The following is a 21,782-nucleotide window of genomic DNA, read 5'->3' as shown; positions in this document are numbered from 1 at the left end:
AGACCCGGGGTCAGCGAGCCTCGAGGTCGTGCATGCGCTCCCAGAAGCGGTGCAGGCCGTGCTCGGTCAGGGTGCTCGAGGCGCCGAGGGTCTCGAACAGCGCCCGCACGGCCTCGCGCGACAGCGCGGTGAGCCCGGCGGCGATCAGCTCGGCATCGGCGACGGATGCCGAGCCCTCCGCCGCCCGCCGCACGAGCGAGTCCGCGGCCGCTGTGGCCACGGCCGACCGTGCCGCGGCCTCGGCGAGCACCCGGAGGAACTGGGGGTCGTCGGCGGCGCGCTCGGTGTTCCCGTACTGCTGACGACGCGTGCGCGCGGCGGTCTGCGCAGCACCGGTCTCGGTCACCTCGGCGATGAGCTCGGCGTGGTCGAGCACGAGTCGGAGCGCGCGGGCTCCGGCGCCCTCCGTCCAGGGCGCCCCGAGCGCCTCGGCACGGGAGCGGACGGACGGAGCGGTGTCGGCGGGCATGGTTCTCCTCGACGCGGGGGCGTGTGGGCGCGGGGCGGACGACCGGTCCGGCCGCGCGGCACGGGATTCCGACTGTAGCGAACGGCATCCGTCGCGGGCGTCATGCGCGTTAACAGGAGCGGCCCTCGGCGCGGCGCTGGATACGCTGAAGCCATGACCTCCCGTCCGTTCGGCTCCCTGGATTGGGCGCGGAGAACCCCCGGGGTCCCGGCGCTCCTCGACGAGATCCGCCAGGCGAGCATCGCCGATGCCCCCGAGCTCCCGCAGAGCTTCTTCACCCGCCTCGCGGCCGCCGGCTTCGGCCGCATCCGCGTGCCCGTCGCCGAGGGCGGCCTGGGCGGCGACGTGCTCGACCTGCTCGACGCCTTCGTCGCGATCGCGGCCGCCGATTCGAGCCTGGCGCAGGCCTGGCGCACCCACGTGCTCGCGACCGAGCGGCACGTGAAGTCCCCGGCCGGCCCGCTTCGCGACCGCTGGATCTCCCGTGTCGCGGCGGGCGCGATCATCGGCGGCGGATGGACCGAAGCCGACGGCTCCGGTCCGAGCGTCTTCACGACCCGCCTCTCGACCGAGACGGGCACGCCCCGCCTCACGGGCCGCAAGTTCTACTCCACGGGCAGCCGGTACGCCGACTGGCTGGAGTACAGCGCGGTCGACGACGCGGGTGAGCTCGTGATCGCGGCGCTGCCGGTGGATGCCGAGGGCGTCACGCTCCTCGACGACTGGACGGGATTCGGCCAGCGCGCCACCGCCAGCGGCACCACGGTGCTCGACGGTGCTCCGGTGGACCCCGACGACATCGCCCCCTGGGATACGCAGCACCTCGGCACCCCGGGGTGGCAGCAGATGATGCTGCTGGGCGTGCTCGTCGGCATCGGCGAGGGCACCCGCGCCGCGGCATCCGACCTCATCGACCTCGTCGACCGCGCGCATGGCGGCTCCCCGATCCTCGTGCTCGAGGGGTACGGGCGCATCAGCGCGCTCGTCGCCTCGGCTCGCGCCTCGCTCGGAGAGATCGGCCGGCTCAGCGAGATCGCGCACCAGGCGATCATCGCCCGAGACACAGATGCCGCCGCCCTCGCCGACGACGCCGTGAACGCGGTCTTCCAGGCGCAGGCCACGATCGTCGAGCAGGTCATCGAGGCCGCCGACCGGCTCATGACCCTACCCGCGCTGCTCGACGACGTCGCCGAGGCGCAGAGTCTGCGCAGCACCCTCCGCCTCGACCGCTTCTGGCGCAACGCGCAGACGCTCTCGACCCACAACCCCGTCTTGCACCGCCTCCGCGCGATCGCGGACCGCGAGATCTACGCGATCGACCGCATCGCGGAACCGGCCGAGCGCGAGCAAGCCGTGACGGCGGCCGTCGCCGACGGCGTCCGCCCGTTGACGGTGGTGCGCATCGACGCGGCGCTCGCCGGGGGCTTGACCGCCGACCCCCGCTCGCTCGACGCGGTGGCGGCGGCGTTCCGCGACCGTGAGCCGGCGCTGTTCCAGTTCGACGACCGGGAGGGTGCGTACTTCGACGCGGCGGCCGCGATCGCGACGCTGCTGCACCGTCTGCCGACCGCCTGGTTCGCGGTCGGCACGCGCGACCTCGCCGACACCGGGCACCCCTACAACCTGGCCCGCCGCATCGCCTCGCTCGAGCAGCTCTCCGGCGGACGCACCGCGTGGGTGCTCGACGACGGCGACGACGAGACCGAGGAGCAGCGCGACCGCATCCGCGTGGTGCAGCAGCTCCTGCGCAGCTGGCCGCAGGAGAGCATCGCGTCGGATGCCGGTGCCCCGCACTTCGCGCAGACCGAGCACATCCGGAGGATCAACGCCGACGGCGCCTTCCCGACGGCGGGTCCGCTCAACGTCCCGAGCAGTCCGCAGCACCTTCCGGTGGTCGTGTCGTCGCGCCGCTTCGACGACGTGCACCGCTACGTCGACCTGCTCGTGCGCGGCGACGTCTGGATGCTGCCGTACGCCGATGCGGCGGGACACCCGCTCGCCACGACGCACGGGGTCTCCGACATCGACGGTCTGCTGGAAGTCGCGGCATCCCTGCCCCTCGTCCCTGGCGGCGCGGAGGATGCCGGGGCCCGCACGCTCCGCGACCGCCTGCGCCTGCCCGCGCCCGCCCTGTACGAGCTCTCCGGAGCATCCGCCCGCTTCGAGCGCGGCAGCGAGACGGAGGCGTCATGAGCGACGACAACCGACTGCTCACGGTCAACATCAACGTGCTCGGCGTCGGCCAGCGGCCCGCCGCCTGGCGTGCACCCGACATCCGTCCGCACGCGATCGTCGACCTCGCGCACTGGCAGAACGTCGCCCGCATCGCCGAGCGCGGCCTGGTCGACGCGATCTTCCTCGCCGACCGGCCCGCGATCACCGATCCTCGCAGCCGCCCGGTGCAGTACCTCGACCCGAGCGTGCTCGTGCCGGCGATGGCGGCGGCGACCGAGCACCTGGGGTTCGTGGCGACGGCATCCACGACTCTCAACGAGCCGGTCGAGCTCGCCCGCCGCCTGTGGGCGCTGCACACCGTGACCCAGGGGCGCTTCGCGTGGAACGCCGTGACGAGCTGGGACGTCGAGGCCGTGCGCAACTTCGGGATCACCGAGGTGCCGGCCCGCGAGGTGCGGTACGCCCGGGCCGAGGAGTTGGTGACGGTCATCCAGCACCTGTGGGAGACGGCCGGCACGAGCGAGATCGTCCACCACGACGGCTCGTTCTCGGTGCACGCGGGGCTCGAGATGGAGGCTCTGGTGCCCGATCGACCGGCGATCGTACAGGCCGGAGGGTCGGAGCCGGGCTGGCGCTTGGCCGGACTCGTCGCCGACGGCGTCTACTCGGTCGATCATGACCCGGCATCCGCGGCGGAGCACCGGCAGAAGATCCGCTCCTACGCCGTCGAGGCGGGGCGCTCGGCCGACGACGTGCGGGTGTTCCCCGGGCTCGCGGTCGTGATCGGCAGCACGGAGCAGGAGGCGTGGGACCGCTTCGACCACTGGGAGCACCTCGCCCCCGCCACCTACAGCCTCAACGAGCTGTCGAAGGCGCTGGGTGCCGACTTCTCGGGGCTCGACCTCGACGCGCCCGTGCCCGAGCAGGTGCTGCGCGACGCGGAGGCGCAGGATGCCGGATGGTCGGCCGCCTACCGGCGGGTGCTGATCGAGCGCATCCGGTCGGAGCAGCCCACGATCCGCCGCCTGCTGCGGGACTTCGGCGGCTACGGGCAGCGGTTCCTCGCGGGCACACCGGAGCAGATCGCCGACACGATGGAGGAGTGGTTCCGGGCGGGCTCCGCCGACGGCTTCAACATCATGCTCGACCTGTTCCCCTCGGGCCTGGAGGACTTCGTCGACCAGGTCGTGCCCGAGCTGCAGCGCCGCGGCATCTTCCGCCGCGAGTACGGCCAGGGCGGGGTGCTGGAGCGCTTCCGGAGGCCGTGAGTCCTTCGGCTCGCGCACGCACCCGGTTCCTGAGCGAGCGCAGCGAGACGAAGGGCCGCCCCGAGGGTCAGACCTGGTCGAAGCGCCCCGACCCCGCGAACGCCGGCGCACCCACGGCGATGCTCGAAGACGCCCCGAGGCCGAAGGCCGCACGGGCGCCCCCGGCATCCGCACCGGCACCGCCCCCGTGCAGCGGCTCCGCGCCCCACACCGGCAGCGCCGACGCATCGAGCACCGCATCGACCCCGGGCGCGACCGACCCCGATGACGACAGCAGCACCGTCACCGGCTTGTCCGACACATCGACCGGCACGGTCAGCGGCCCGCCGATCGCCGGGAACGCGGGGTCGGAGATGCGCACGATCCGGGAGTCGTCGACGTACACCCCGGCCTCGGCGTCGCCGATCACGGCATCGAGCGGCCACGTCTCGAACAGCCGCGAGAGCAGGGCGAGCACGTCGGCCGACGTCCCCGCCACACCCACCCGCCGCGCGTGCAGGTTCGAGAGCGTCGCAATGGTCCGCGCCAGGTTGATCGGATGCTGTCGCGCACCGACGATCGGCAGCACCACGACGCGGCGGCTGATCGCCAGCAGCGCCCCGGCCGCCGCCGTGCGGTCAGGTCCCGGGCCGGAGAGGTCGCCGAGGAGCAGCACGTCGGCGGCGGCATCCAGCTCCGCGCCCAGGGCGTCGCGCGCGGCGCGGCCGGAACCCGCACGCACGGCGAGAGCGGCCAGAGTCGCGTCGTCGACGCGCAGCACCCCGGTCATCGGCGTGCTCCCCTCATCCAGGTGGTGAACGGCTCGTCGCCGGGCCCGGTCAGCAGTCCGCGCCGGCGCAGCACCGGCGTCACGTGCTCGGCGAACTCGCGCAGCCCCCACGGATTGGTGTCGAACAGCAGAGTGAAGCCGTCGGCGGCTCCGGCATCCACCCAGTCGGTCATGATGTCGACGAGCCGTTCGGGCGATCCGACGAAGAGCTGGTGCCCGAAGCCGGCGAAGTACCGCAGCAGCTCGCGCACCGTCAGGTCGCCGGCCGCACCGTAGGCGGCGATGGCCTTGCGGAAGCCGATCGGCGTGGCCGAGGGGTCGCCCGACAGGCGCCGGATCTCGCCCTCCGCCGAAGCGTCGAGGTCGAGACGTGCGGCGTCGATGCCGAACATCGCCGTGAACCGCTTCAGCACGTAGCCGTCCGGCCCGCGCTCGTGGATGGTCTGGAACCGGCGCTCCGCCTCCTCCTCGGTCGAGCCGACGACCAGGTGGATGCCGGGCAGCACGAGCGGCGCCGGGCGTCCGAGCTCGGCGGCGCGGCGGCGCAGGTCGGCGCGGTTCTCGGCCGCCGTCTCCTTCACCGTCTCGGCGGCGAAGACGGCTTCGGCGCTCGAGGCTGCCAGCTGACGCCCGCGCGGCGATCCTCCGGCCTGCACGATGAGCGGTGCCGCGTCGGGCAGCAGGGCGCGGAGGGCCGGGTCGACGCCCAGATCGATGCGGTGGATGCTGTCGGCGAAGTACTCGCCCTCGTGCACGTAGTCGGTGTCGTCGCGCACCGCGTCGAGGAAGGCCCCGAACGCGTCGACGAACTCCTCCGCGCGGGCGTAGCGCTCCTCGCGGCCGGGGTCGGCGTCGTATCCGAAGTCGGTGACCGCCGGCCCGGTGACGCCGGTGACGACGTTCCATCCGAAGCGCGAGCCGCTGAACGCGCTCACCGCCAGCAGGCGCCGGGCGAGCTCCACGGGGTCGTTCGTGCTCGACGAGACCGTCGAGATGATGCCGAGGTGCTCGGTCTCGGCGGCCACGGTCGACAGTGCGGCGATCGGCTCGAGGAGCCGGCTCGGGCGGATCGCGGGGTTCGAGGCCAGGCCGGGGGTGTCGGCGAGGAAGATCGCGTGCAGGCCGGCGTCCTCGGCCGTGCGGGCGGCGTCGCGCCAGAAGTCGGCGCCGAAGACGCGCAGCGGGTCCTCACCCGGGGCCCGCCAGGCGCCGGCATCCGTGCCGTAGTCGTACACGTTCGCGCCGAGCACCAGGGGACGGGTCATCGAGAGCTCTCCTTCCGGCCTGCGGTCGGGGCCGCGGATTCTCGCAGATCTGCACGATCTCGCAGGCGTGTCGCCTCCGGCATCCGAGATTCTGCAGAAGTCCGAGGTTCTGCCGGGACGGATGCCGAGGCGGGGGCGGCGAGGCGCCCGGTGCCGGCGTACCAGATGGCCGGCAGCTCCGCGCCGCGCAGCGCGCGCTCGCCCAGCGCACGCGCCTTGAGGTGGACGGGGTTGTGGTTGGTGAGCGTGCGGGCGTTGCGCCAGTGCCGGTCGAGGGCGAGGCGCGCGTCGACGAGCGATCCGCCGCCGAGGTCGAACACGCTCTGCGCCGCCTGCAGCACCAGGGCCGGCACGACGACCTGCGCGCGGGTCACGGCGACGTGGCCGTCGCCGGTCTGCTCGACCGCCGGGCGTGCGAGGTCGTCGCCGAGCACCGCGGCCGCGGCGCGCACCGAGGCCACGACGCTCTGGGCGAGGCCGTCGAGCGTGCCGATGCGCTCCTGCAGCTGCGGGTCGTCGGCCGGGATCTCCGTCGACGCGTGGCTGAAGTTCCGGGTGCGCGACCGCAGCCACGCGATCGCGTCGTCGCGCGTGCGCAGGACGATGCCGGCGAGGGTCGCGAGGTGCGTGAGCTGCAGCACCGCATCGAGGGCGCCGGGGCGGTCGGCGCTCGACCCCTCGCCCACCCGCACCCGCTGCGGGTCGACCGCGACGTCGGTGAACTCGACGGTGCCCGACGTGGTCAGGCGCTGTCCGACGCCGTCCCAGTCGTCGTGCAGCACGATGCCCGCGGCATCCGCCGGGACGACGACCACCAGATGCCGCCCGGTCTCGTCGGAGGCGAGCACCGAGATGCGGTCGGCGTAGCCCGTGCCGGTCGCGTAGGCCTTACGGCCGCTCAGGCGCAGGATGCCGTCGGCATCCGTCCGCAGCGTCGTCCCGACGACGCCGATCTCGCCGGACCCCTCGGTCGTGGCGCCGGCGAACAGGAGTCCGGCGGCGATGTCGGTGGTCGCGGCATCCGTCTCGCCCCGCCCGATCGCCCGCGCCGCCCGATCGCTCGTCGTGAAGTGGCTGCGCAGGCTCTGGGTGACGTTCGCATCGGCCCGCGCCAGGAGGATCTGCAGGTCGACCAGCTGGGGGTACGTGAGCCCCGCCCCGCCCGCGCTCACCGGGAGCCGCGCCGCCGTCAGGCCGAGCGCCGCGAGTTCGCGCACGTCGGCGCGCAGACCCCGGTCCGGGTTGCCGTCGTGGTCGCGCGCCGCAGCCGCGGCGGCGATCCGCGCGATCACCGCGTCGATCCGGGCGACCTCGCGCCCGGAGTATCCGACGTCGGCGACCGAGGCGACGGCGAGCAGGTCCTCCGGCATCCGTCCGCCCGCCTCAGTGCTGGTGCGCGTGCGCGGGCTCGGCGAGCTTGAACGCGAGCCGGCCGTGCGCGAAGCCGCCGCCCGCACGGATCGCGGTCGCGACCCACGCCGCCTCAGCGAGCTCGGCCTCGTCGGCACCCGCCGCGACGGCCTTCTGCGAATGCGCGTCGATGCAGTACACGCACTGGGTGGTGATGCCCACCGCGAGGGCGATGAGCTCGCGGTACTTCAGCGGGATGGCCCGCGACTCGTCGGGGGCGAACACCGCGCTGTCGAACGCCGCGAAGGCCGCGAGGATGTCGGGGGTGTGCTCCTTGTAGACCTTCGTGTAGGTCTTGTCGGCTTCGCTGTCGAAGTAGGCGCTCATGCTCTGCTCTCTGCGGGGTGCCCCCCGGCGCGGACGCGGCGGGCGCGTCGGCAGGCCGGTCGGAGGGCGGGTACACCGCGACGCTAGGGCGCTCGGGCGGCCCGACGCACGTCGGACTGCAACACGGGGTCATCCGGCCGAGGAGTCGACCCGCGCCTCAGCGCTCGGCATCCTCCTGCAGCCGCAGCGGTCCCGATCCGCGGCTGCTCAGCGCGTCGTCGGGGTTCAGCAGGCGGCACGCCTTCATCGACAGGCAGCCGCAGCCGATGCATCCGGTGAGCTCGCGTTCGAGGCGTTCGATGCCCTCGCGGCGCTTCTCGAGCTCGCGCTTCCACCGGCGGGAGGCGCGCTGCCAGTCGTCGTGGGTCGGGGTCTCGGTGAGGGGCACGTCGGCGAAGGCGGCCTGCACGTCGGAGAGCGGGATGCCGAGGCGTTTGGCCACGGTGATCAGCGAGACGCGGCGGAGCATGTGGCGCGGGTACCGGCGCTGGTTGCCGGGCGTGCGGGTCGAGGCGATGAGGCCGAGGCTCTCGTAGAAGTGGAGGGCGGATGCCGCGACCCCCGTGCGGCGCGTCATCTCGCCGATCGTGAGCGGTTCGTCGGCGGAGTGCGCGGCCTTCGCTGCGGCGTCGGCGGGCGTCCGTTCGGCGTGCGCCTCGGAGGTCATCGGCGTCCCCTTCCGGTCTCCACGGAGCCCCACCCCGCGGATTTGACCTAAAGTGTACTTGAGGTTTTAGCGTGGAACGCTGACCCGAAGGAAGCCCCCCGATGACCTATGTGATCGCCCTGCCGTGTGTCGATGTGAAGGACCGCGCCTGCATCGACGAGTGTCCCGTCGACTGCATCTACGAGGGGGAGCGGTCGCTGTACATCCACCCGGACGAGTGCGTGGACTGCGGGGCGTGCGAGCCGGTGTGCCCGGTCGAGGCGATCTACTACGAGGACGATCTGCCCGACGAGTGGCAGGACTACTACAAGGCGAACGTGGAGTTCTTCGACGAGATCGGCTCGCCCGGCGGGGCGGCCAAGGTCGGCGTGATCGCCCACGACCACCCCATCATCGCCGCGCTCCCGCCCCAGGGGGACGACGCATGAGCGCCGTGCCGTCGAGCCGGGCCGTGCCCACCCCCAGCGCCGTCGGCGAGGGGCTGAAGGCCGCGTTCCGCACGCATCCCGCCGGTGTCGCGATCATCACGGCCTCGACGCCGGACGGCCCCGTCGGCCTCACCGCGTCGAGCGTGGCATCCGTCGCCGTCGACCCCGCCGCCATCGTCTTCTCGGTCACCCGGGCGACGGGCAGCGCGGGGGGTTTGCTCTCGGCCGACACCTTCGTCGTGCATCTGATCGACGACGAGCACTCCGAGCTCGCCCAGCGGTTCGCGGTGAGCGGTTCGGAGCGCTTCACGCCCGAGCAGGGCTGGAGCACGCTGCCGACGGGTGAGCCCTACCTGCCCACGGCCCGGTTCGCCCTGCGCAGCCGCGCGCTCCAGGTCGTGCCCGTCGGCACCTCGAGCGTCGTCATCGCCGAGGTGCTCGAGGCGCTGCCCGGACCCCAGGGGCGCCCCATGGTCTACCTCGACCGCCAGTTCCACGCGCTCCCGCACCAGCCCTGACGCGGCATCCCGGCCGCCACGCGGCCGTGCGGTCGCACGAACGGTCGGTATCGACGCTGAGAGCAGCCCTTCGCGCGACGGGAACGACGACGCGGCGACGGAACGGGCAGCGTCAGACGCGGGCGGTCGAGCCGCGCACGGTGAGCTCGAAGGGCAGGGATGCCCCGGGCTCGTCGCCCTCGCCGAGCCGGGCCAGTGCCGCGGCCGCCGCCCGCTCGCCCTGCTGCAGCGGGTACTGGTCGACCGTCGTGAGACCGAAGACCGCGCCCAGCTCGTGGCCGTCGATGCCGATGACCGAGAGGTCCTCCGGCACGCGGAGGCCGAGATCGCGCGCCGCCAGGATGGTTCCGATCGCCATCTCGTCGGATGCCGCGAACACCGCCGTCGGACGCCTCCCCGCGGCCGCGAGCAGCGCGGTCGCGGCGCGATGCCCGCCCTCGATCGTGAAGTCCGCCGCCAGGAGGCGCGTCGGGTCGAGCGGCACCCCCGCAGCGACGAGCGCCTGCTCGAAGCCGTGGCGCCGGTTGGTCGGCACGTGGAAGTCGTCGTCGAACTCCGGACCCGCACCCAGGTAGACGATGTCGCGGTGGCCCAGCGCGAGCAGGTGCTCCGTGGCCAGGCGCGCGACCGCGAGCTCGTCGACCGACAGCGTGTCGAGGGTCGGATGGGGGCCGCCGATCGCGATGACCGGAAGGCCGAGCCCGAGCAGCTGCCGCGTCTCGTCCTCGTCGAGCTTGATCGACACGGCGATCACCGCATCCACGCCCTGACGGCGCAGGAAGGTGTCGAACACCTCGCGTCGCACGGCGCGGTCGGCGGTGATGTTGTAGAGGGTGATGTCGTACCCGACGCGCATGAGGGCGGCCGACACCCCCGACAGCACCGTGCTGAAGAACCAGCGGTCGAGGTACGGGACGATCACGCCGATGTTGCGCGTGCGTCCGGACGCCAGGCCCGAGGCGCGTGACGACACCACGTACCCGAGGGCCGAGGCCGCGTCGAGCACGCGCCGCCGCGTCGCCTCCGAGACCGTCCCGCGCCCGCTGAGGGTGCGCGAGACGGTCGCCGTCGAGACGCCCGCCGCACGGGCCACATCGTCGATGCTCGCCATGACCGCCCTGCTCTCCGGAACCCGCGCGGCGGGCTCCTCGTGGTCAGCCCTGCGTGTACCAGACGGTCGTGTCGACCGGCAGCTCGGTGCCCTCGAACGGCTGGCTGCGCAGCACGATCGTCGCGTCCTCGGGAAGGGGCAGGGGCGTCGAGCCCAGATTCGCGAGCACGTGCACGTCGCCGCGGCGGAAGGCCACGGCATCCCACCCCGCGTCCTCCCACACGAGCGATCCGCCGCCGAAGCCGTAGCGGCGGCGTGCCGCCAGCAGCTCCCTGTACAGAGCGAGCGTGGACGTGGGGTCCGTCGCCTCGACGTCGCGCGCGAAGGTCGCCCACTCCGACGGCTGGGGCAGCCACGACGCCCCGGTCTCGTTGAAGCCGAAGGCGGGGGCATCCGCCTCCCAGGGCAGCGGCACCCGGCATCCGTCGCGGCCGTAGCGCTCGCCGTTCGTGCGGAACCACGTCGGGTCCTGGCGGAACTCGTCGGGGATCTCCATCGCCTCGGGCAGACCGAGCTCCTCGCCCTGGTAGATGTAGGCCGAGCCGGGCAGCGCCAGCATGAGGCTCGTCGCGGCGCGAGCGCGGGCGAGACCCACCGCGGGATCGGGCTTGCCGGGGGTCTTCGGGCCGATGCCCTCGCCCTGCGGGTTGTCGATCGTGAGCGCCAGGCGGGTGGCGTGGCGTACCACGTCGTGGTTCGAGAGCACCCAGGTGCTCGGGGCGCCGACGCCACCGAACGCGTCAAGGGACTCGCGGATGACGCGGCGGAGGCGATCCGCGTCCCACGGCGTCATCAGGTACGGGAAGTTGAAGGTCTGGTGCATCTCGTCGGGGCGCACCCACAGCGCCGTCTTGTCGAGCGTCGGCAGCCAGGCCTCGCCGCACAGCGCCCGGTCGCCGTCGTACTCCGCGAGCAGCCGGTGCCAGTCGCGGTAGATCTCGTGCACGCCGTCCTGGCCCCAGTACGGGACGTCGGATTCGCCGCCGCCCATCGAATCGGCATCCGTCGGCGGCACGTAGTCGGGCAGGCCATCGGTCTTGATCATGCCGTGGGCCACGTCGACGCGGAAGCCGTCGACGCCGCGGTCGAGCCAGAAGCGCAGGATCGAGCGGAACTCCTCCTGCACCTCCTCGTTGCTCCAGTCGAAGTCGGGCTGGGTGGCGTCGAAGATGTGCAGGTACCACTGGCCGGGCGTGCCGTCGGCCTCGGTGACGCGCTGCCACATGCCGCCGCCGAACACCGACTCCCAGTTGTTGGGCGGCAGCTCGCCGTTCTCGCCCCGGCCGTCGCGGAAGATGTAGCGGGCGCGCTCGGGGCTGCCCGGCGCGGCCTTCAGGGCCTCCTGGAACCACACGTGCTGGTCGGACGAGTGGTTGGGCACGAGGTCGACGATGACGCGGATGCCGCGGTCATGAGCCGCCGCGAGCATGGTGTCGAAGTCGGCCAGGGTGCCGAAAAGCGGGTCGACGTCGCGGTAGTCGGCGACGTCGTAGCCCGCATCGCGCTGCGGGCTGGTCATGAACGGGCTGAGCCAGATCGCGTCGACGCCGAGGTCCTTCAGCGCGTCGAGGCGGCTGGTGACGCCGGGCAGGTCGCCGATGCCGTCGCCCGAGGCATCTGCGAAGGACCGGGGATAGATCTGATAGATGACGGCGGTGCGCCACCATTCGGAACCGGGGGCGGCGATCTGCTCGAGCTGCGACATCCCTCCAGCGTAGTGCAAGCGCTTACATACGACACTCGCGATCCGTTCGGGATAGTGTGACCGGCATCCATCCCGAGGAGGCTCACTCATGGTTCCCGAGATCAACTACTGGGCGGTGCTGCTGGCGACCCTGTCGAGCATGGTCGTCGGCTCGATCTGGTACACGCCGAAGGTGTTCGGCACCCGGTGGGCCAAGCTGGCGAACGTCGACATGGACCGCCCCGCCGCCACCGCGGTCTGGCCCATCGTCACGACGGTCATCGTCAGCTTCGTCACGGCGTGGGTGCTGGCCGGAGCCTCCGCCATCGCCTGGCACTTCTACGGCGGCTCGTGGTTCTGGGGAGCCGTGATCACCGCGGTGACGCTGTGGGCGGGGTTCACCGCCGCGCGCTTCATCACGCACGACGCCTTCGAGGGCCGCTCGACCCGGCTCACCACGATGAACATCGGGCACGAGCTCGTGACCGTGATCGTGATGGCCGCGATCATCGGGGTGTGGCCGCCCGCCGGCACGCTCTAGGGCAGGTGGACACCGACGCCGCGGCGCCTGGAAACCGTTGCTGATACACGAGCAGAAAAGGTAAGAAAACCCCTTCCCTCTCGTCGCTCGACCTGACAGGATCATCGCGTGACCTCAGGGTCGCCCGCGCGCACCACCGCCAGCGGTCTCCGACGAGAGGTCCCCCCATGTCTCGTTCTCCGCGCCGTGTCATCGGCTGGGCCGTGGCCGGCATGCTCGTCGCGACCGCGGTCTTCGCGGGCGCGGCATCCGCTGCTTCTGGTGACGTCACGCCCTCGGAGGATCCGATGACCGCTGCGAACACCCCCGACCCGACCGTCTCGGTCGCGCTCGCCTACGAGTTCCTCGACGCCCGCACCGACGAGTTCTGCGACGGCGACGGCAAGTGCCTGCCGCGCAGCTACCAGGGCGGGTTCTTCACCACGCCGAGCTGGGACTTCACGCCCTCGTTCGTCTACGACGACGCGCTGGTCGTGATCGCCTACACCGCGCGGGGACTGCCCGACGACATCCGCCGGGCTGAGACGATCGGCGAGACGCTGCTCTTCGTGCAGGCGAACGACCCCATCGGCGACGGACGCGTGCGCACCTCGTACGAGCCGCACGGCATCCGGCAGGGGCGCATGGAGATCACCGGTCCCGGCACCTTCACCGGCAACCAGGCCTGGGTGGGGATGGCGCTCGCGCGGCTGTTCGACGCCACGGGCGACGAGCGGTACCTCGACGGTGCGCTGCGCATCGCCGACTGGATCCAGACGAACACCGCCGACATGGTGCGGGCACCCTACGGCTACACCGGCGGGCAGACGGATGCCGGTGCCTCGCTGACCTGGAAGTCCACCGAGCACAACGCCGACATCGCCGGGTTCTTCGGGCAGCTCGCGCAGCTCACCGGCGACCCCGTGTGGACCGAGCGGTCGTCGGTCGCGGCGGGCTTCGTCGCGGCCATGCACAGCGCCGACGGGCACGTCGACACCGGCACGCTCCTCGACGGCAGCACGGTCAACACCCGGCCCATCCCGCTCGACGCCCAGACGTGGACCTCGCTCGCGACCGGTGATCCCCGCTACGACACGGCGCTGGACTGGACGCTCGCGCACCTCATCGGCACCGACGGCCCGTACACGGGCCCCGGCATCAGCGACGTCGACACGTCCAAGGTCTGGTTCGAGGGCAGCGGGCATCTCGCCCTCGCCCTGAAGCTGCGGGGCGCCGAGGGTGACGCCGATCGCGCGGAGACGCTGCTCGACAGCATCCGTCTCGGTCAGCGCGACGCCGTGAACGGCGATGGCAAGGGCATCGTGGCGGCGTCGACCGACGGCCTCGACTCCGGCTTCGGCGACCTCTACTACGCGAGCCTGCACACGGGCGCGACGGCCTGGTACCTGCTCGCCGCAGCGGGGGAGAACCCGTTCGTGCTTCCTGCCGACTGATCCCGCCGCGGATGCGGGTCCCGATCGACGGATGCCGGACGAATCCGCGTCATCCGTCCGTCATCCGTCGTGTTCGTCGAAGCCGTTACGCGGCGACGCGGGCGACCGCGGCGATCGCGCTCGTGAAGAAGGCGATGCCGTCGATGCCGGAGCGCATCGCGAGGGAGGTGTTCGGCCCGAAGCCGGCCTCGGTCGCGTGCTCGGGGTGGGGCATGAGGCCCACGACATTGCCCCGCTCGTTCGTGATGCCGGCGATGTCGCGCAGCGAGCCGTTGGGGTTGACGCCCGCGTAGCGGAACGCGACGAGACCCTCCCCCTCGATGCGGTCGAGCGTGTGCTCGTCGGCGATGTAGCCGCCGTCGGCGTTCTTGAGCGGGATGATGATCTCCTGCCCGGTGCGGAACTCGTTCGTCCACGCGGTGTCGGAGTTCTCCACCACGAGCCTCTGGTCGCGGCGCACGAAGTGCTGGTGTCCGTTGCGGATCAGTCCGCCCGGCAGCAGGTGCGACTCGACGAGCATCTGGAAGCCGTTGCAGATGCCGAGCACGGGTATGCCCTTGGCCGCGGCATCCTTCACTTCGGCCATGATCGGCGAGAGCGCGGCGATGGCGCCCGCGCGCAGGTAGTCGCCGTAGCTGAAGCCGCCAGGGAGCACGAGGGCGTCGACGCCCTCGAGGTCGTGCGAGCCGTGCCAGAGGGCGACGGGCTCGGCACCGGCGATGCGCACGGCGCGCTGCGCGTCGCGGTCGTCGAGCGAACCGGGGAAGGTGACGACGCCGATGCGGACGGTCACTCGACGACCTCGATCCCGACGACGTCCTCGATCACGGAGTTGGAGAGCACCTCGTCGGCGATGCGCGTCGCCTCGGCCAGGAGCTCGTCGGTGACCTGGCCGTCGACGGTGAGCTCGAAGCGCTTGCCGATGCGGACGTCGGAGAAGCCCTCGACGCCCAGGCGTGCGAACGCTCCGGAGACGGCCTTCCCCTGCGGGTCGAGCAGTTCGGACTTGGGCATGACGTCGACGACGATGGTGGGCATGAACGGCTCCGTGAGTCGCGGGCGGGAGGGCGCGTCCAGTCTATCGCGCCGGGCGGGTCGCCGACTCAGGCGTGGAAGACGGTGTGCAGGTCGCCGATGAGCTCACGACCCCCGAGGCCGTCGATCTCGAACAGCACCGAGATGCCGGCGACATGGCTGCCGAGTCGCTCGACGAGCTGGCGACCCGCCGCGAGGGTCCCGCCGGTGGCGAGCACGTCGTCGATGAGCAGCACGCGCGAGCCGACGGGCAGATCGTCGTGCATCTCGATGGTGGCGGTGCCGTACTCGAGGGCGTAGTCGACGGATGCCGCGGGGCGGGGGAGCTTGCCGGCCTTGCGGATCGGGATGAGGCCGGTGCCCGCGACGATGGCGGCGGCGCTGGCGAGGATGAAGCCCCGCGCCTCGATGCCGGCGATGACGTCGAACTGCCCGGCGAAGGGCTCGACGATCGCCTCGGTGGTCGCGCGGAGCGCCTCGGCGTCGGCCAGGAGCGGCGTGATGTCGCGGAAGACGATGCCGGGCTCGGGGTAGTCCGGAACGCTGCGGATCAGGGCTTCGGCGCGGAGGAGGGCGGGGGAGAGGGCGGCTTCGGGCACCGGGCAAGGCTACCTCCGGTTCGGGACTCCTCAGAATCCGGCCCCGAGCGTCCGACCGGAAGCGAGCCGTCTACCCGGCACGACGTCATGCTTGACACCCGTGGGAGCGCTCCCATACAGTGTCCGAAAGTTGTGGGAGCGCTCCCACAGAGGACGCCACGACTCTTGCACGATTCCGCACCACCATCCGACGCACCACCCCCTGCATCACCTCACAAAGGAGTGACCTGTGAACACACGTGCCCGCCACCGGATCCTGCTCACCGCAGCCGTGGCCTCCGTCTCCGCCCTCGCCCTGGCCGGCTGCTCGTCCGGCAACGGCGACTCCGGAGAGGCCGGCGACGAGGACATCACGCTGACCATCACCACCTTCGGCACCTTCGGGTACGACGACCTCTACGCCGAGTACGAGGAGGCGCACCCGAACATCACGATCGAGGCGACCAACATCGACACCGGCGGCAACGCCCGCACCGACGCGTTCACCAAGATCGCGGCCGGCTCGGGCCTGAGCGACATCGTCGCGATCGAGGAGGGCTGGCTCGGCGCCGTCATGGACGTCTCCGACACCTTCGTCGACCTCCGCGACTACGGCATCGAGGACCGCAAGGGCGACTGGGTCGACTGGAAGTACGGACAGGCGACGGATGCCGAGGGCCGGGTCATCGGCTACGGCACCGACATCGGTCCTTCGGGCATCTGCTACAACGGGGCGGCCTTCGAGGCGGCCGGCCTTCCGAGCGACCGCGAGTCGGTCGCCGAGCTGCTCGACGGCGACTGGGAGAACTACTTCGCGGTCGGCGCGGACTACACCGCCCAGACCGGCAAGGCGTGGTACGACCACTCCGGGTTCGTCTGGAACGCCATGGTCAACCAGCTCGAGGAGGGCTACTACACCTCCGACGGCGAGCTGAACGTCGAGGGCAACGCCGAGCTCCAGGAGCGCTTCGAGCGGCTGGGCGCCGCGACCGAGGGCGGCCAGTCCGCCGCGCAGACGGCCTGGGACTGGAACGGCGGCAAGTCGTTCGTCGACGGCACCTTCGCGACCTTCGTCTGCCCCGGCTGGATGCTGGGCGTCGTGCAGGGTCAGGTCGAGGCCGGCGGCGGCGACGCGTCGACCGGATGGGACTTCGCCGACGTGTTCCCCGGCGGCGCGGCGAACTGGGGCGGCGCGTTCCTGTCGATCCCGGAGTCCTCGCAGCACAAGGAGGCGGCGGCCGAGCTCGCCGACTGGCTGACGCAGCCCGAGCAGCAGGTGAAGCAGTCCGCCGCGGCCGGCAACTTCCCCTCCACCGTGAAGGCGCAGGAGACGCTGGCCACCGACGCCACGCCGAACGAGTTCTTCAACGACGCCCCGACCGGCTCGATCCTCGCCGAGCGCGCGAAGGGCGTGGTCGCGCAGTTCAAGGGCGCCGATGACTCGGTGATCCAGGAGAACGTGTTCGGTCCGGCGCTCAGCGCCCTCGACCGCGGAGAGACCGACACCCAGGGCGCCTGGGATCAGGCCCTGTCCCTCCTCAACGACCTGGTCGGCTGACCGGACTCTCCTTCCCGTCGCCCTTCGTCTCGTCCCTGTCGCTCCTCGCTCAGGAACCGGTCCGTCCGGTTCCTGAGCGAGCGGAGCGGGACGAAGGGCGACCCGCCGATCGAGGACACCCCATGACTCTCACCGCCCCGAAGGCGGAGCAGTGGGCGACGGCATCCGCCACCGCATCGGATGCCGCGCCGCACCGTTCCCGCCGCCATCGTCTCTCCCGGTTCGACCAGCGCGCCTCGCCGTACCTCTACATCTCCCCGTTCTTCCTGCTGTTCGGCCTCGTCGGGCTGTTCCCGCTGCTGTACACCGTCTACGTGGCGGTGCACGAGTGGGACCTGCTCAAGGGCGAGGGCGGATTCGTGGGCTTCGGCAACTTCGCCGCGATCCTCGGCGACGGCATGTTCTGGAACTCGATCGGCAACACCCTCAGCATCTTCCTGCTCTCCGCGATCCCGCAGCTGGCCGTCGCGCTGGCGATCGCGGCCCTCCTCGACCGGGGTCTGCGGGCGCCGACGTTCTGGCGCATGAGCGTGCTGATCCCCTTCGTGGTCACGCCCGTCGCGGTCGCGATCATCTTCTCGAGCATCTTCAACGAGGCCGACGGGCTGGCCAACAACCTCCTCAACCTGATCGGCATCGCCGACCAGCAGTGGAAGCACGACACCGTGCTGTCGCACATCGCGATCGCGATCATGGTGAACTTCCGCTGGACCGGCTACAACGCGCTGATCCTCCTGGCCGCGATGCAGTCCGTGCCGCGCGACCTGTACGAGTCGGCGGCCCTCGACGGTGCCGGCGCGGTGCGTCGCTTCTTCTCCATCACGATCCCGACCATCCGTCCGACGCTGATCTTCGTGATCATCACGTCGACCATCGGCGGACTCCAGATCTTCGCCGAGCCGCGCCTGTTCGACGTCTCCACCGCGGGAGGCATCGGCGGCAGCGAGCGGCAGTTCCAGACGACCGTGCTCTTCCTGTGGGAGCTCGCCTTCTTCCGGCGCGATCTGGGCGAAGCATCCGCCGTCGCCATCCTGCTGTTCCTGCTGATCGTGGGCATCGGCGTGATCAACTTCCTGATCTCGCGCCGCATCGCCACCGGGGACGCACCGAAGAACCGCGCCGCGCGCCGCCGTGTGCGCTCCGCCGCCGTCGAGGAGGACGCCCGATGACCGCCACGCAGGCCCTCAGTGTGCCCGAGAGGATCCGCCGCCGCCGCGGACCCGCGCTCGGAACGGCCGGCATCGGCAGTCGTCCCGGGTTCCTCACCTACGGGCTCCTGGCCGCATTCGTGCTCGGCAGCGCTTACCCGCTGTGGTGGTCGTTCGTCGTCGCGAGCGGCACGAACGCGACCCGGGGTGAGACGCTGCCGCTGATCCCGGGCGGCAATTTCCTCGCGAACGCGGCAAAGGTGTTCGATGCCATCCCGTTCTGGCTCGCGCTCGGCAACTCGTTCCTGATCTCGGGCATCATCACGATCTCGGTCGTGACGTTCTCGACCCTCGCCGGCTACGCGTTCGCGAAGCTCCGGTTCAAGGGCCGCGACGGCCTCATGGTGTTCGTCATCGCGACCATGGCCATCCCCACGCAGCTCGGCATCATCCCGCTGTTCATGCTCATGCGCGAGCTCGGCTGGACGGGCTCGATCGGCGCCGTGATCGTGCCGACGCTCGTGACCGCGTTCGGCGTGTTCTTCATGCGGCAGTACCTGGTCGACGTGATCCCCGACGAGCTGATCGAGGCGGCGAGGGTCGACGGCGCGAACCAGTTCCGCACCTTCGTCACCGTCGGCCTGCCGGCCGCCCGCCCGGCGATGGCGATCCTGGGGCTGTTCACGTTCATGACCGCGTGGACCGACTACCTCTGGCCGCTCATCGTCCTGTCCCCCCAGAATCCCACCCTCCAGACCGCGCTCAGCCAGCTGCAGTCCGGTTACTACATCGACTACTCGATCGTGCTCGCCGGTGCGGTGCTCGCGACCCTACCCCTGCTCGCGCTCTTCGTGCTCGCGGGCAAGCAGCTCGTCAGTGGCATCATGGCGGGCGCGGTGAAAGGATGACCCCTATGACCCGTGCTTTCCCCGAGAACTTCCTGTTCGGAGCCGCGACGGCGGCCTATCAGATCGAGGGGGCGGCTTTCGAAGACGGGCGCACCGCGTCGATCTGGGACGCGTTCGCCCGCGTCCCGGGCGCGGTGGTGGGCGGCGACAACGGCGACGTGGCGTGCGACCACTATCACCGGTACCCCGAGGACGTCGCGCTCATGACCGACCTCGGCCTGCAGACCTACCGTTTCTCCACCTCGTGGTCGCGCGTGCGCCCCGACGGCGGGGCGGTCAACCAGGCGGGCGTGGACTTCTACAGCCGACTGGTCGACGAGCTGCTCGGCGCCGACATCCTCCCGTGGCTGACGCTCTACCACTGGGACATGCCGCAGGCGCTGCAGGATGCCGGGGGCTGGACGAACCGCGACACGGTCGACCGCTTCCTCGAGTACGCGGGCACGATGCACGACGCGCTCGGCGACCGCGTGAACGTGTGGACGACCCTCAACGAGCCGTGGTGCTCGTCGTTCCTGTCGTACACCGGCGGCGAGCACGCTCCGGGGCACACGAGCGTCGAGGAGGGGCTGCTGGCCTCGCACCACCTGCTGCTCGCGCACGGACGCACGATCCGCGAGCTGCGCTCCCGCGACGCGTCGCTCAACCTCGGCATCACGCTCAACCACACGGTCGCCGACCCGGCCGACCCGACGAACCCGGCCGATGTCGACGCGGCGCGCCGCATCGACGGGCAGTTCAACCGCTGGTTCCTCGACCCCGTCTACCGCGGCTCCTACCCCGCCGACATCGTCGAGGACTTCCGCGCGGTCGACCCCGGCGCCGTCGCCGCCTTCGAAGCCGCGGTGCACGAGGGCGACCTCGAGACCATCGCGCAGCCCATCGACACGCAGGGCGTGAACTACTACCACGGCGACCTGCTCTCGGGCACGGCGCCCGCCCAGGCGGCGGTCGACTTCGTGCCGGAGACGGAGCGCAAGACCCGCAGCCCCTACCCCTCGCACGAGGGCATCCACAACGTCGAGCGCGGTCTCCCGCGCACCGCGCAGAACTGGGAGGTGCAGCCCGAGGGGCTGACCCGGCTGCTGCAGCGCATCTGGACCGAGTACGCCGAGCCGGCCGGCACCACCCTCTACGTCACCGAGAACGGCGCCGCGTACGACGACGTCGCCGTGGTCGAAGACGGCGAGACGCGCGTGCACGACGCCGAGCGCACCGAGTTCCTGCGCGCGCACCTCGACGCGGTGCTCGATGCGGCCGACGCGGGTGTCGATGTGCGGGGCTACTTCTACTGGTCGATGTTCGACAACTACGAGTGGGCCTGGGGCTACGACAAGCGCTTCGGCATCGTGCGCGTCGACTACGACACCCAGGAGCGGAGTCTGAAGGACTCCGCGCGGGAGTACGCTCGCATCATCGCCGCTCGCGCTCTCTGAGCCCGGGCGGCGAGGGCGGCCGGAGCACCCGGCCCCGTCGTCCGAAGGGAGTGCTGTGCTGTCACGAGCGACGATCGAGGAGGTCGCGTCGGAGGCCGGGGTGTCGCGGTCGACGGTGTCGCGCGTCGTCAACGGCTCCACGTCGGTGAGCCCGGAGGCGCTCGCCGCGGTACAGGATGCGATCGCCCGGTTGAACTACGTGCCCAACCGGGCGGCCCGCTCGCTCGCCTCCCGGCAGACGCACGCGATCGCGCTGATCGTGCCGGAGGACACGACCCGGTTCTTCGGCGACCCGTTCTTCGCCGCCATCGTCGCCGGCATCACGGGTGCTCTGCACGGCTCCGACTACCTGCTGAACCTGCTCATCGCGAGCGATGACCCCGGCAGCAAGATGACGGGCTTCGTGCGCAACGGAGGAGTCGACGGCGCCCTGCTGGTCTCGCACCACACGAGCGACGCCTTCATCGAGCGCATCGCGGATGCCGTGCCCGTCGTCTACGGCGGCCGGCCCGTGCGTCTGCGCGAGAGCGACTACGTGGTCGACGTCGACAACGTGCTCGGGGCCCGCGTGGCCACACGGCGCCTCGTCGACATCGGCCGCACCCGCATCGCCACGATCTCCGGCCCGATCACGATGGTGTCGTCGGTCGACCGCGTGCAGGGCTTCCGGGAAGCGCTGGCGGATGCCGGCCTCACGCCGTTCGCCGAGGAGGAGGGCGATTACAGCGAGGAGAGCGGCGCCGAGGCTGCGCGCCGCATCCTCGCCGCCGGACGCCCCGACGCGATCTTCGTCGCGAGCGACCTCATGGCGCGCGGTGCCCTCACGGCGCTCCGCGCCGCCGGCATCCGCGTTCCCGAGGACATCGCGCTGGTCGGCTTCGACGACTCCTCGGTCGCCCTCAGTTGCGACCCGCCGCTCACCACGATGCGGCAGCCGATGTACGCCCAGGGCGAGGCGATGGCGCAGGTGCTGCTCTCGCGGCTCGCCGGCGGCGACCCGCCCCGCACGACCATCCTGCCGACGGAGCTCGTGGTCCGCGGCTCCGCCTGACCC

General features: G+C 71.6%; 22 protein-coding genes. 11 read left to right on the top strand and 11 right to left on the bottom strand.

Annotated features, from left to right (window positions below):
- Positions 1-10 precede the first annotated feature (10 nt).
- Positions 11-469 carry an acyl-CoA dehydrogenase family protein gene (locus AB3M82_RS06305; RefSeq protein WP_412956372.1) on the bottom strand — a complete coding sequence of 153 codons (459 nt, stop codon included), beginning with the start codon at positions 467-469 and terminating at the stop codon, positions 11-13.
- A gap of 153 nt (positions 470-622) precedes the next feature.
- Between AB3M82_RS06305 and AB3M82_RS06300 the strand changes: the two genes are divergently transcribed.
- Positions 623-2,662 carry an acyl-CoA dehydrogenase family protein gene (locus tag AB3M82_RS06300; RefSeq protein ID WP_412956371.1) on the top strand — a complete coding sequence of 680 codons (2,040 nt, stop codon included), beginning with the start codon at positions 623-625 and terminating at the stop codon, positions 2,660-2,662.
- Positions 2,659-3,912 carry an NtaA/DmoA family FMN-dependent monooxygenase gene (locus AB3M82_RS06295; protein WP_412956369.1) on the top strand — a complete coding sequence of 418 codons (1,254 nt, stop codon included), beginning with the start codon at positions 2,659-2,661 and terminating at the stop codon, positions 3,910-3,912. The genes AB3M82_RS06300 and AB3M82_RS06295 overlap by 4 nt, the downstream gene beginning before the upstream one ends.
- A 67-nt stretch (positions 3,913-3,979) precedes the next feature.
- Here the strand turns inward: AB3M82_RS06295 and AB3M82_RS06290 are convergent, their stop codons facing one another.
- The 5 genes from AB3M82_RS06290 to soxR all read right to left on the bottom strand — a co-directional run bounded on the left by AB3M82_RS06290 (position 3,980) and on the right by soxR (position 8,350).
- Complete coding sequence (locus AB3M82_RS06290) at positions 3,980-4,681, bottom strand: hypothetical protein (RefSeq protein WP_412956368.1); 702 nt, start codon at positions 4,679-4,681, stop codon at positions 3,980-3,982.
- Complete coding sequence (locus AB3M82_RS06285) at positions 4,678-5,946, bottom strand: NtaA/DmoA family FMN-dependent monooxygenase (RefSeq protein ID WP_412956366.1); 1,269 nt, start codon at positions 5,944-5,946, stop codon at positions 4,678-4,680. Before AB3M82_RS06285 ends, AB3M82_RS06290 begins: the two co-directional genes overlap by 4 nt.
- Entirely contained in the window at positions 5,943-7,316 is a 1,374-nt protein-coding gene (locus AB3M82_RS06280; protein ID WP_412956364.1) for an acyl-CoA dehydrogenase family protein, read from the bottom strand. The genes AB3M82_RS06285 and AB3M82_RS06280 overlap by 4 nt, the downstream gene beginning before the upstream one ends.
- 13 nt (positions 7,317-7,329) lie before the next feature.
- Positions 7,330-7,683 carry a carboxymuconolactone decarboxylase family protein gene (locus AB3M82_RS06275; RefSeq protein WP_412956362.1) on the bottom strand — a complete coding sequence of 118 codons (354 nt, stop codon included), beginning with the start codon at positions 7,681-7,683 and terminating at the stop codon, positions 7,330-7,332.
- Between the two features lie 157 nt (positions 7,684-7,840).
- Complete coding sequence (gene soxR / locus AB3M82_RS06270; protein WP_412956360.1) at positions 7,841-8,350, bottom strand: redox-sensitive transcriptional activator SoxR; 510 nt, start codon at positions 8,348-8,350, stop codon at positions 7,841-7,843.
- Positions 8,351-8,451: 101 nt separating this feature from the next.
- Between soxR and fdxA the strand changes: the two genes are divergently transcribed.
- Together fdxA and AB3M82_RS06260 are read left to right on the top strand one after the other, a co-directional pair.
- A complete protein-coding gene (gene fdxA / locus AB3M82_RS06265) occupies positions 8,452-8,778 on the top strand; it encodes a ferredoxin (RefSeq protein WP_412956359.1) in 327 nt (108 codons plus the stop codon).
- Complete coding sequence (locus AB3M82_RS06260; RefSeq protein WP_412956357.1) at positions 8,775-9,296, top strand: flavin reductase family protein; 522 nt, start codon at positions 8,775-8,777, stop codon at positions 9,294-9,296. The genes fdxA and AB3M82_RS06260 overlap by 4 nt, the downstream gene beginning before the upstream one ends.
- 112 nt (positions 9,297-9,408) lie before the next feature.
- On the opposite strand, the gene AB3M82_RS06255 is transcribed toward AB3M82_RS06260, so the two are convergent.
- Complete coding sequence (locus tag AB3M82_RS06255) at positions 9,409-10,407, bottom strand: LacI family DNA-binding transcriptional regulator (protein WP_412956355.1); 999 nt, start codon at positions 10,405-10,407, stop codon at positions 9,409-9,411.
- A 43-nt stretch (positions 10,408-10,450) separates the two neighbouring features.
- Positions 10,451-12,112, bottom strand: coding sequence for a glycoside hydrolase family 13 protein (locus AB3M82_RS06250; protein ID WP_412956353.1), 1,662 nt, complete (start codon positions 12,110-12,112; stop codon positions 10,451-10,453).
- 88 nt (positions 12,113-12,200) lie between these two features.
- Between AB3M82_RS06250 and AB3M82_RS06245 the strand changes: the two genes are divergently transcribed.
- Complete coding sequence (locus AB3M82_RS06245; RefSeq protein WP_412956351.1) at positions 12,201-12,632, top strand: DUF1761 domain-containing protein; 432 nt, start codon at positions 12,201-12,203, stop codon at positions 12,630-12,632.
- A 167-nt stretch (positions 12,633-12,799) separates the two neighbouring features.
- Complete coding sequence (locus AB3M82_RS06240; RefSeq protein ID WP_412956349.1) at positions 12,800-14,065, top strand: hypothetical protein; 1,266 nt, start codon at positions 12,800-12,802, stop codon at positions 14,063-14,065.
- A gap of 85 nt (positions 14,066-14,150) precedes the next feature.
- Here the strand turns inward: AB3M82_RS06240 and purQ are convergent, their stop codons facing one another.
- From purQ to AB3M82_RS06225, 3 genes are all read right to left on the bottom strand, one after another.
- Positions 14,151-14,858: a phosphoribosylformylglycinamidine synthase subunit PurQ gene (purQ, locus tag AB3M82_RS06235; RefSeq protein WP_412956348.1), complete on the bottom strand. Its 708-nt coding sequence runs from the start codon at positions 14,856-14,858 to the stop codon at positions 14,151-14,153.
- Positions 14,855-15,103: a phosphoribosylformylglycinamidine synthase subunit PurS gene (gene purS / locus AB3M82_RS06230; protein WP_412956346.1), complete on the bottom strand. Its 249-nt coding sequence runs from the start codon at positions 15,101-15,103 to the stop codon at positions 14,855-14,857. The genes purQ and purS overlap by 4 nt, the downstream gene beginning before the upstream one ends.
- A 65-nt stretch (positions 15,104-15,168) precedes the next feature.
- Positions 15,169-15,699, bottom strand: a complete 531-nt coding sequence (locus AB3M82_RS06225; RefSeq protein ID WP_412956344.1) for an adenine phosphoribosyltransferase — start codon at positions 15,697-15,699, stop codon at positions 15,169-15,171.
- 229 nt (positions 15,700-15,928) lie between these two features.
- On the opposite strand from AB3M82_RS06225, the gene AB3M82_RS06220 reads away from it, so the two are divergent.
- The 5 genes from AB3M82_RS06220 to AB3M82_RS06200 all read left to right on the top strand — a co-directional run bounded on the left by AB3M82_RS06220 (position 15,929) and on the right by AB3M82_RS06200 (position 21,779).
- Positions 15,929-17,236: an ABC transporter substrate-binding protein gene (locus tag AB3M82_RS06220; protein WP_412956343.1), complete on the top strand. Its 1,308-nt coding sequence runs from the start codon at positions 15,929-15,931 to the stop codon at positions 17,234-17,236.
- 122 nt (positions 17,237-17,358) lie between these two features.
- Positions 17,359-18,405 carry a carbohydrate ABC transporter permease gene (locus tag AB3M82_RS06215; RefSeq protein WP_412956342.1) on the top strand — a complete coding sequence of 349 codons (1,047 nt, stop codon included), beginning with the start codon at positions 17,359-17,361 and terminating at the stop codon, positions 18,403-18,405.
- A complete protein-coding gene (locus AB3M82_RS06210) occupies positions 18,402-19,292 on the top strand; it encodes a carbohydrate ABC transporter permease (RefSeq protein WP_412956341.1) in 891 nt (296 codons plus the stop codon). Before AB3M82_RS06215 ends, AB3M82_RS06210 begins: the two co-directional genes overlap by 4 nt.
- A 5-nt stretch (positions 19,293-19,297) precedes the next feature.
- Positions 19,298-20,728: a GH1 family beta-glucosidase gene (locus AB3M82_RS06205; RefSeq protein WP_412956339.1), complete on the top strand. Its 1,431-nt coding sequence runs from the start codon at positions 19,298-19,300 to the stop codon at positions 20,726-20,728.
- A 55-nt stretch (positions 20,729-20,783) separates the two neighbouring features.
- A complete protein-coding gene (locus AB3M82_RS06200) occupies positions 20,784-21,779 on the top strand; it encodes a LacI family DNA-binding transcriptional regulator (protein ID WP_412956337.1) in 996 nt (331 codons plus the stop codon).
- Positions 21,780-21,782: the final 3 nt, after the last annotated feature.

Source organism: Microbacterium californiense (assembly GCF_047246625.1).
GTDB lineage: Bacteria > Actinomycetota > Actinomycetes > Actinomycetales > Microbacteriaceae > Microbacterium.
This window is presented reverse-complemented; position numbering and strand designations above follow the sequence as displayed.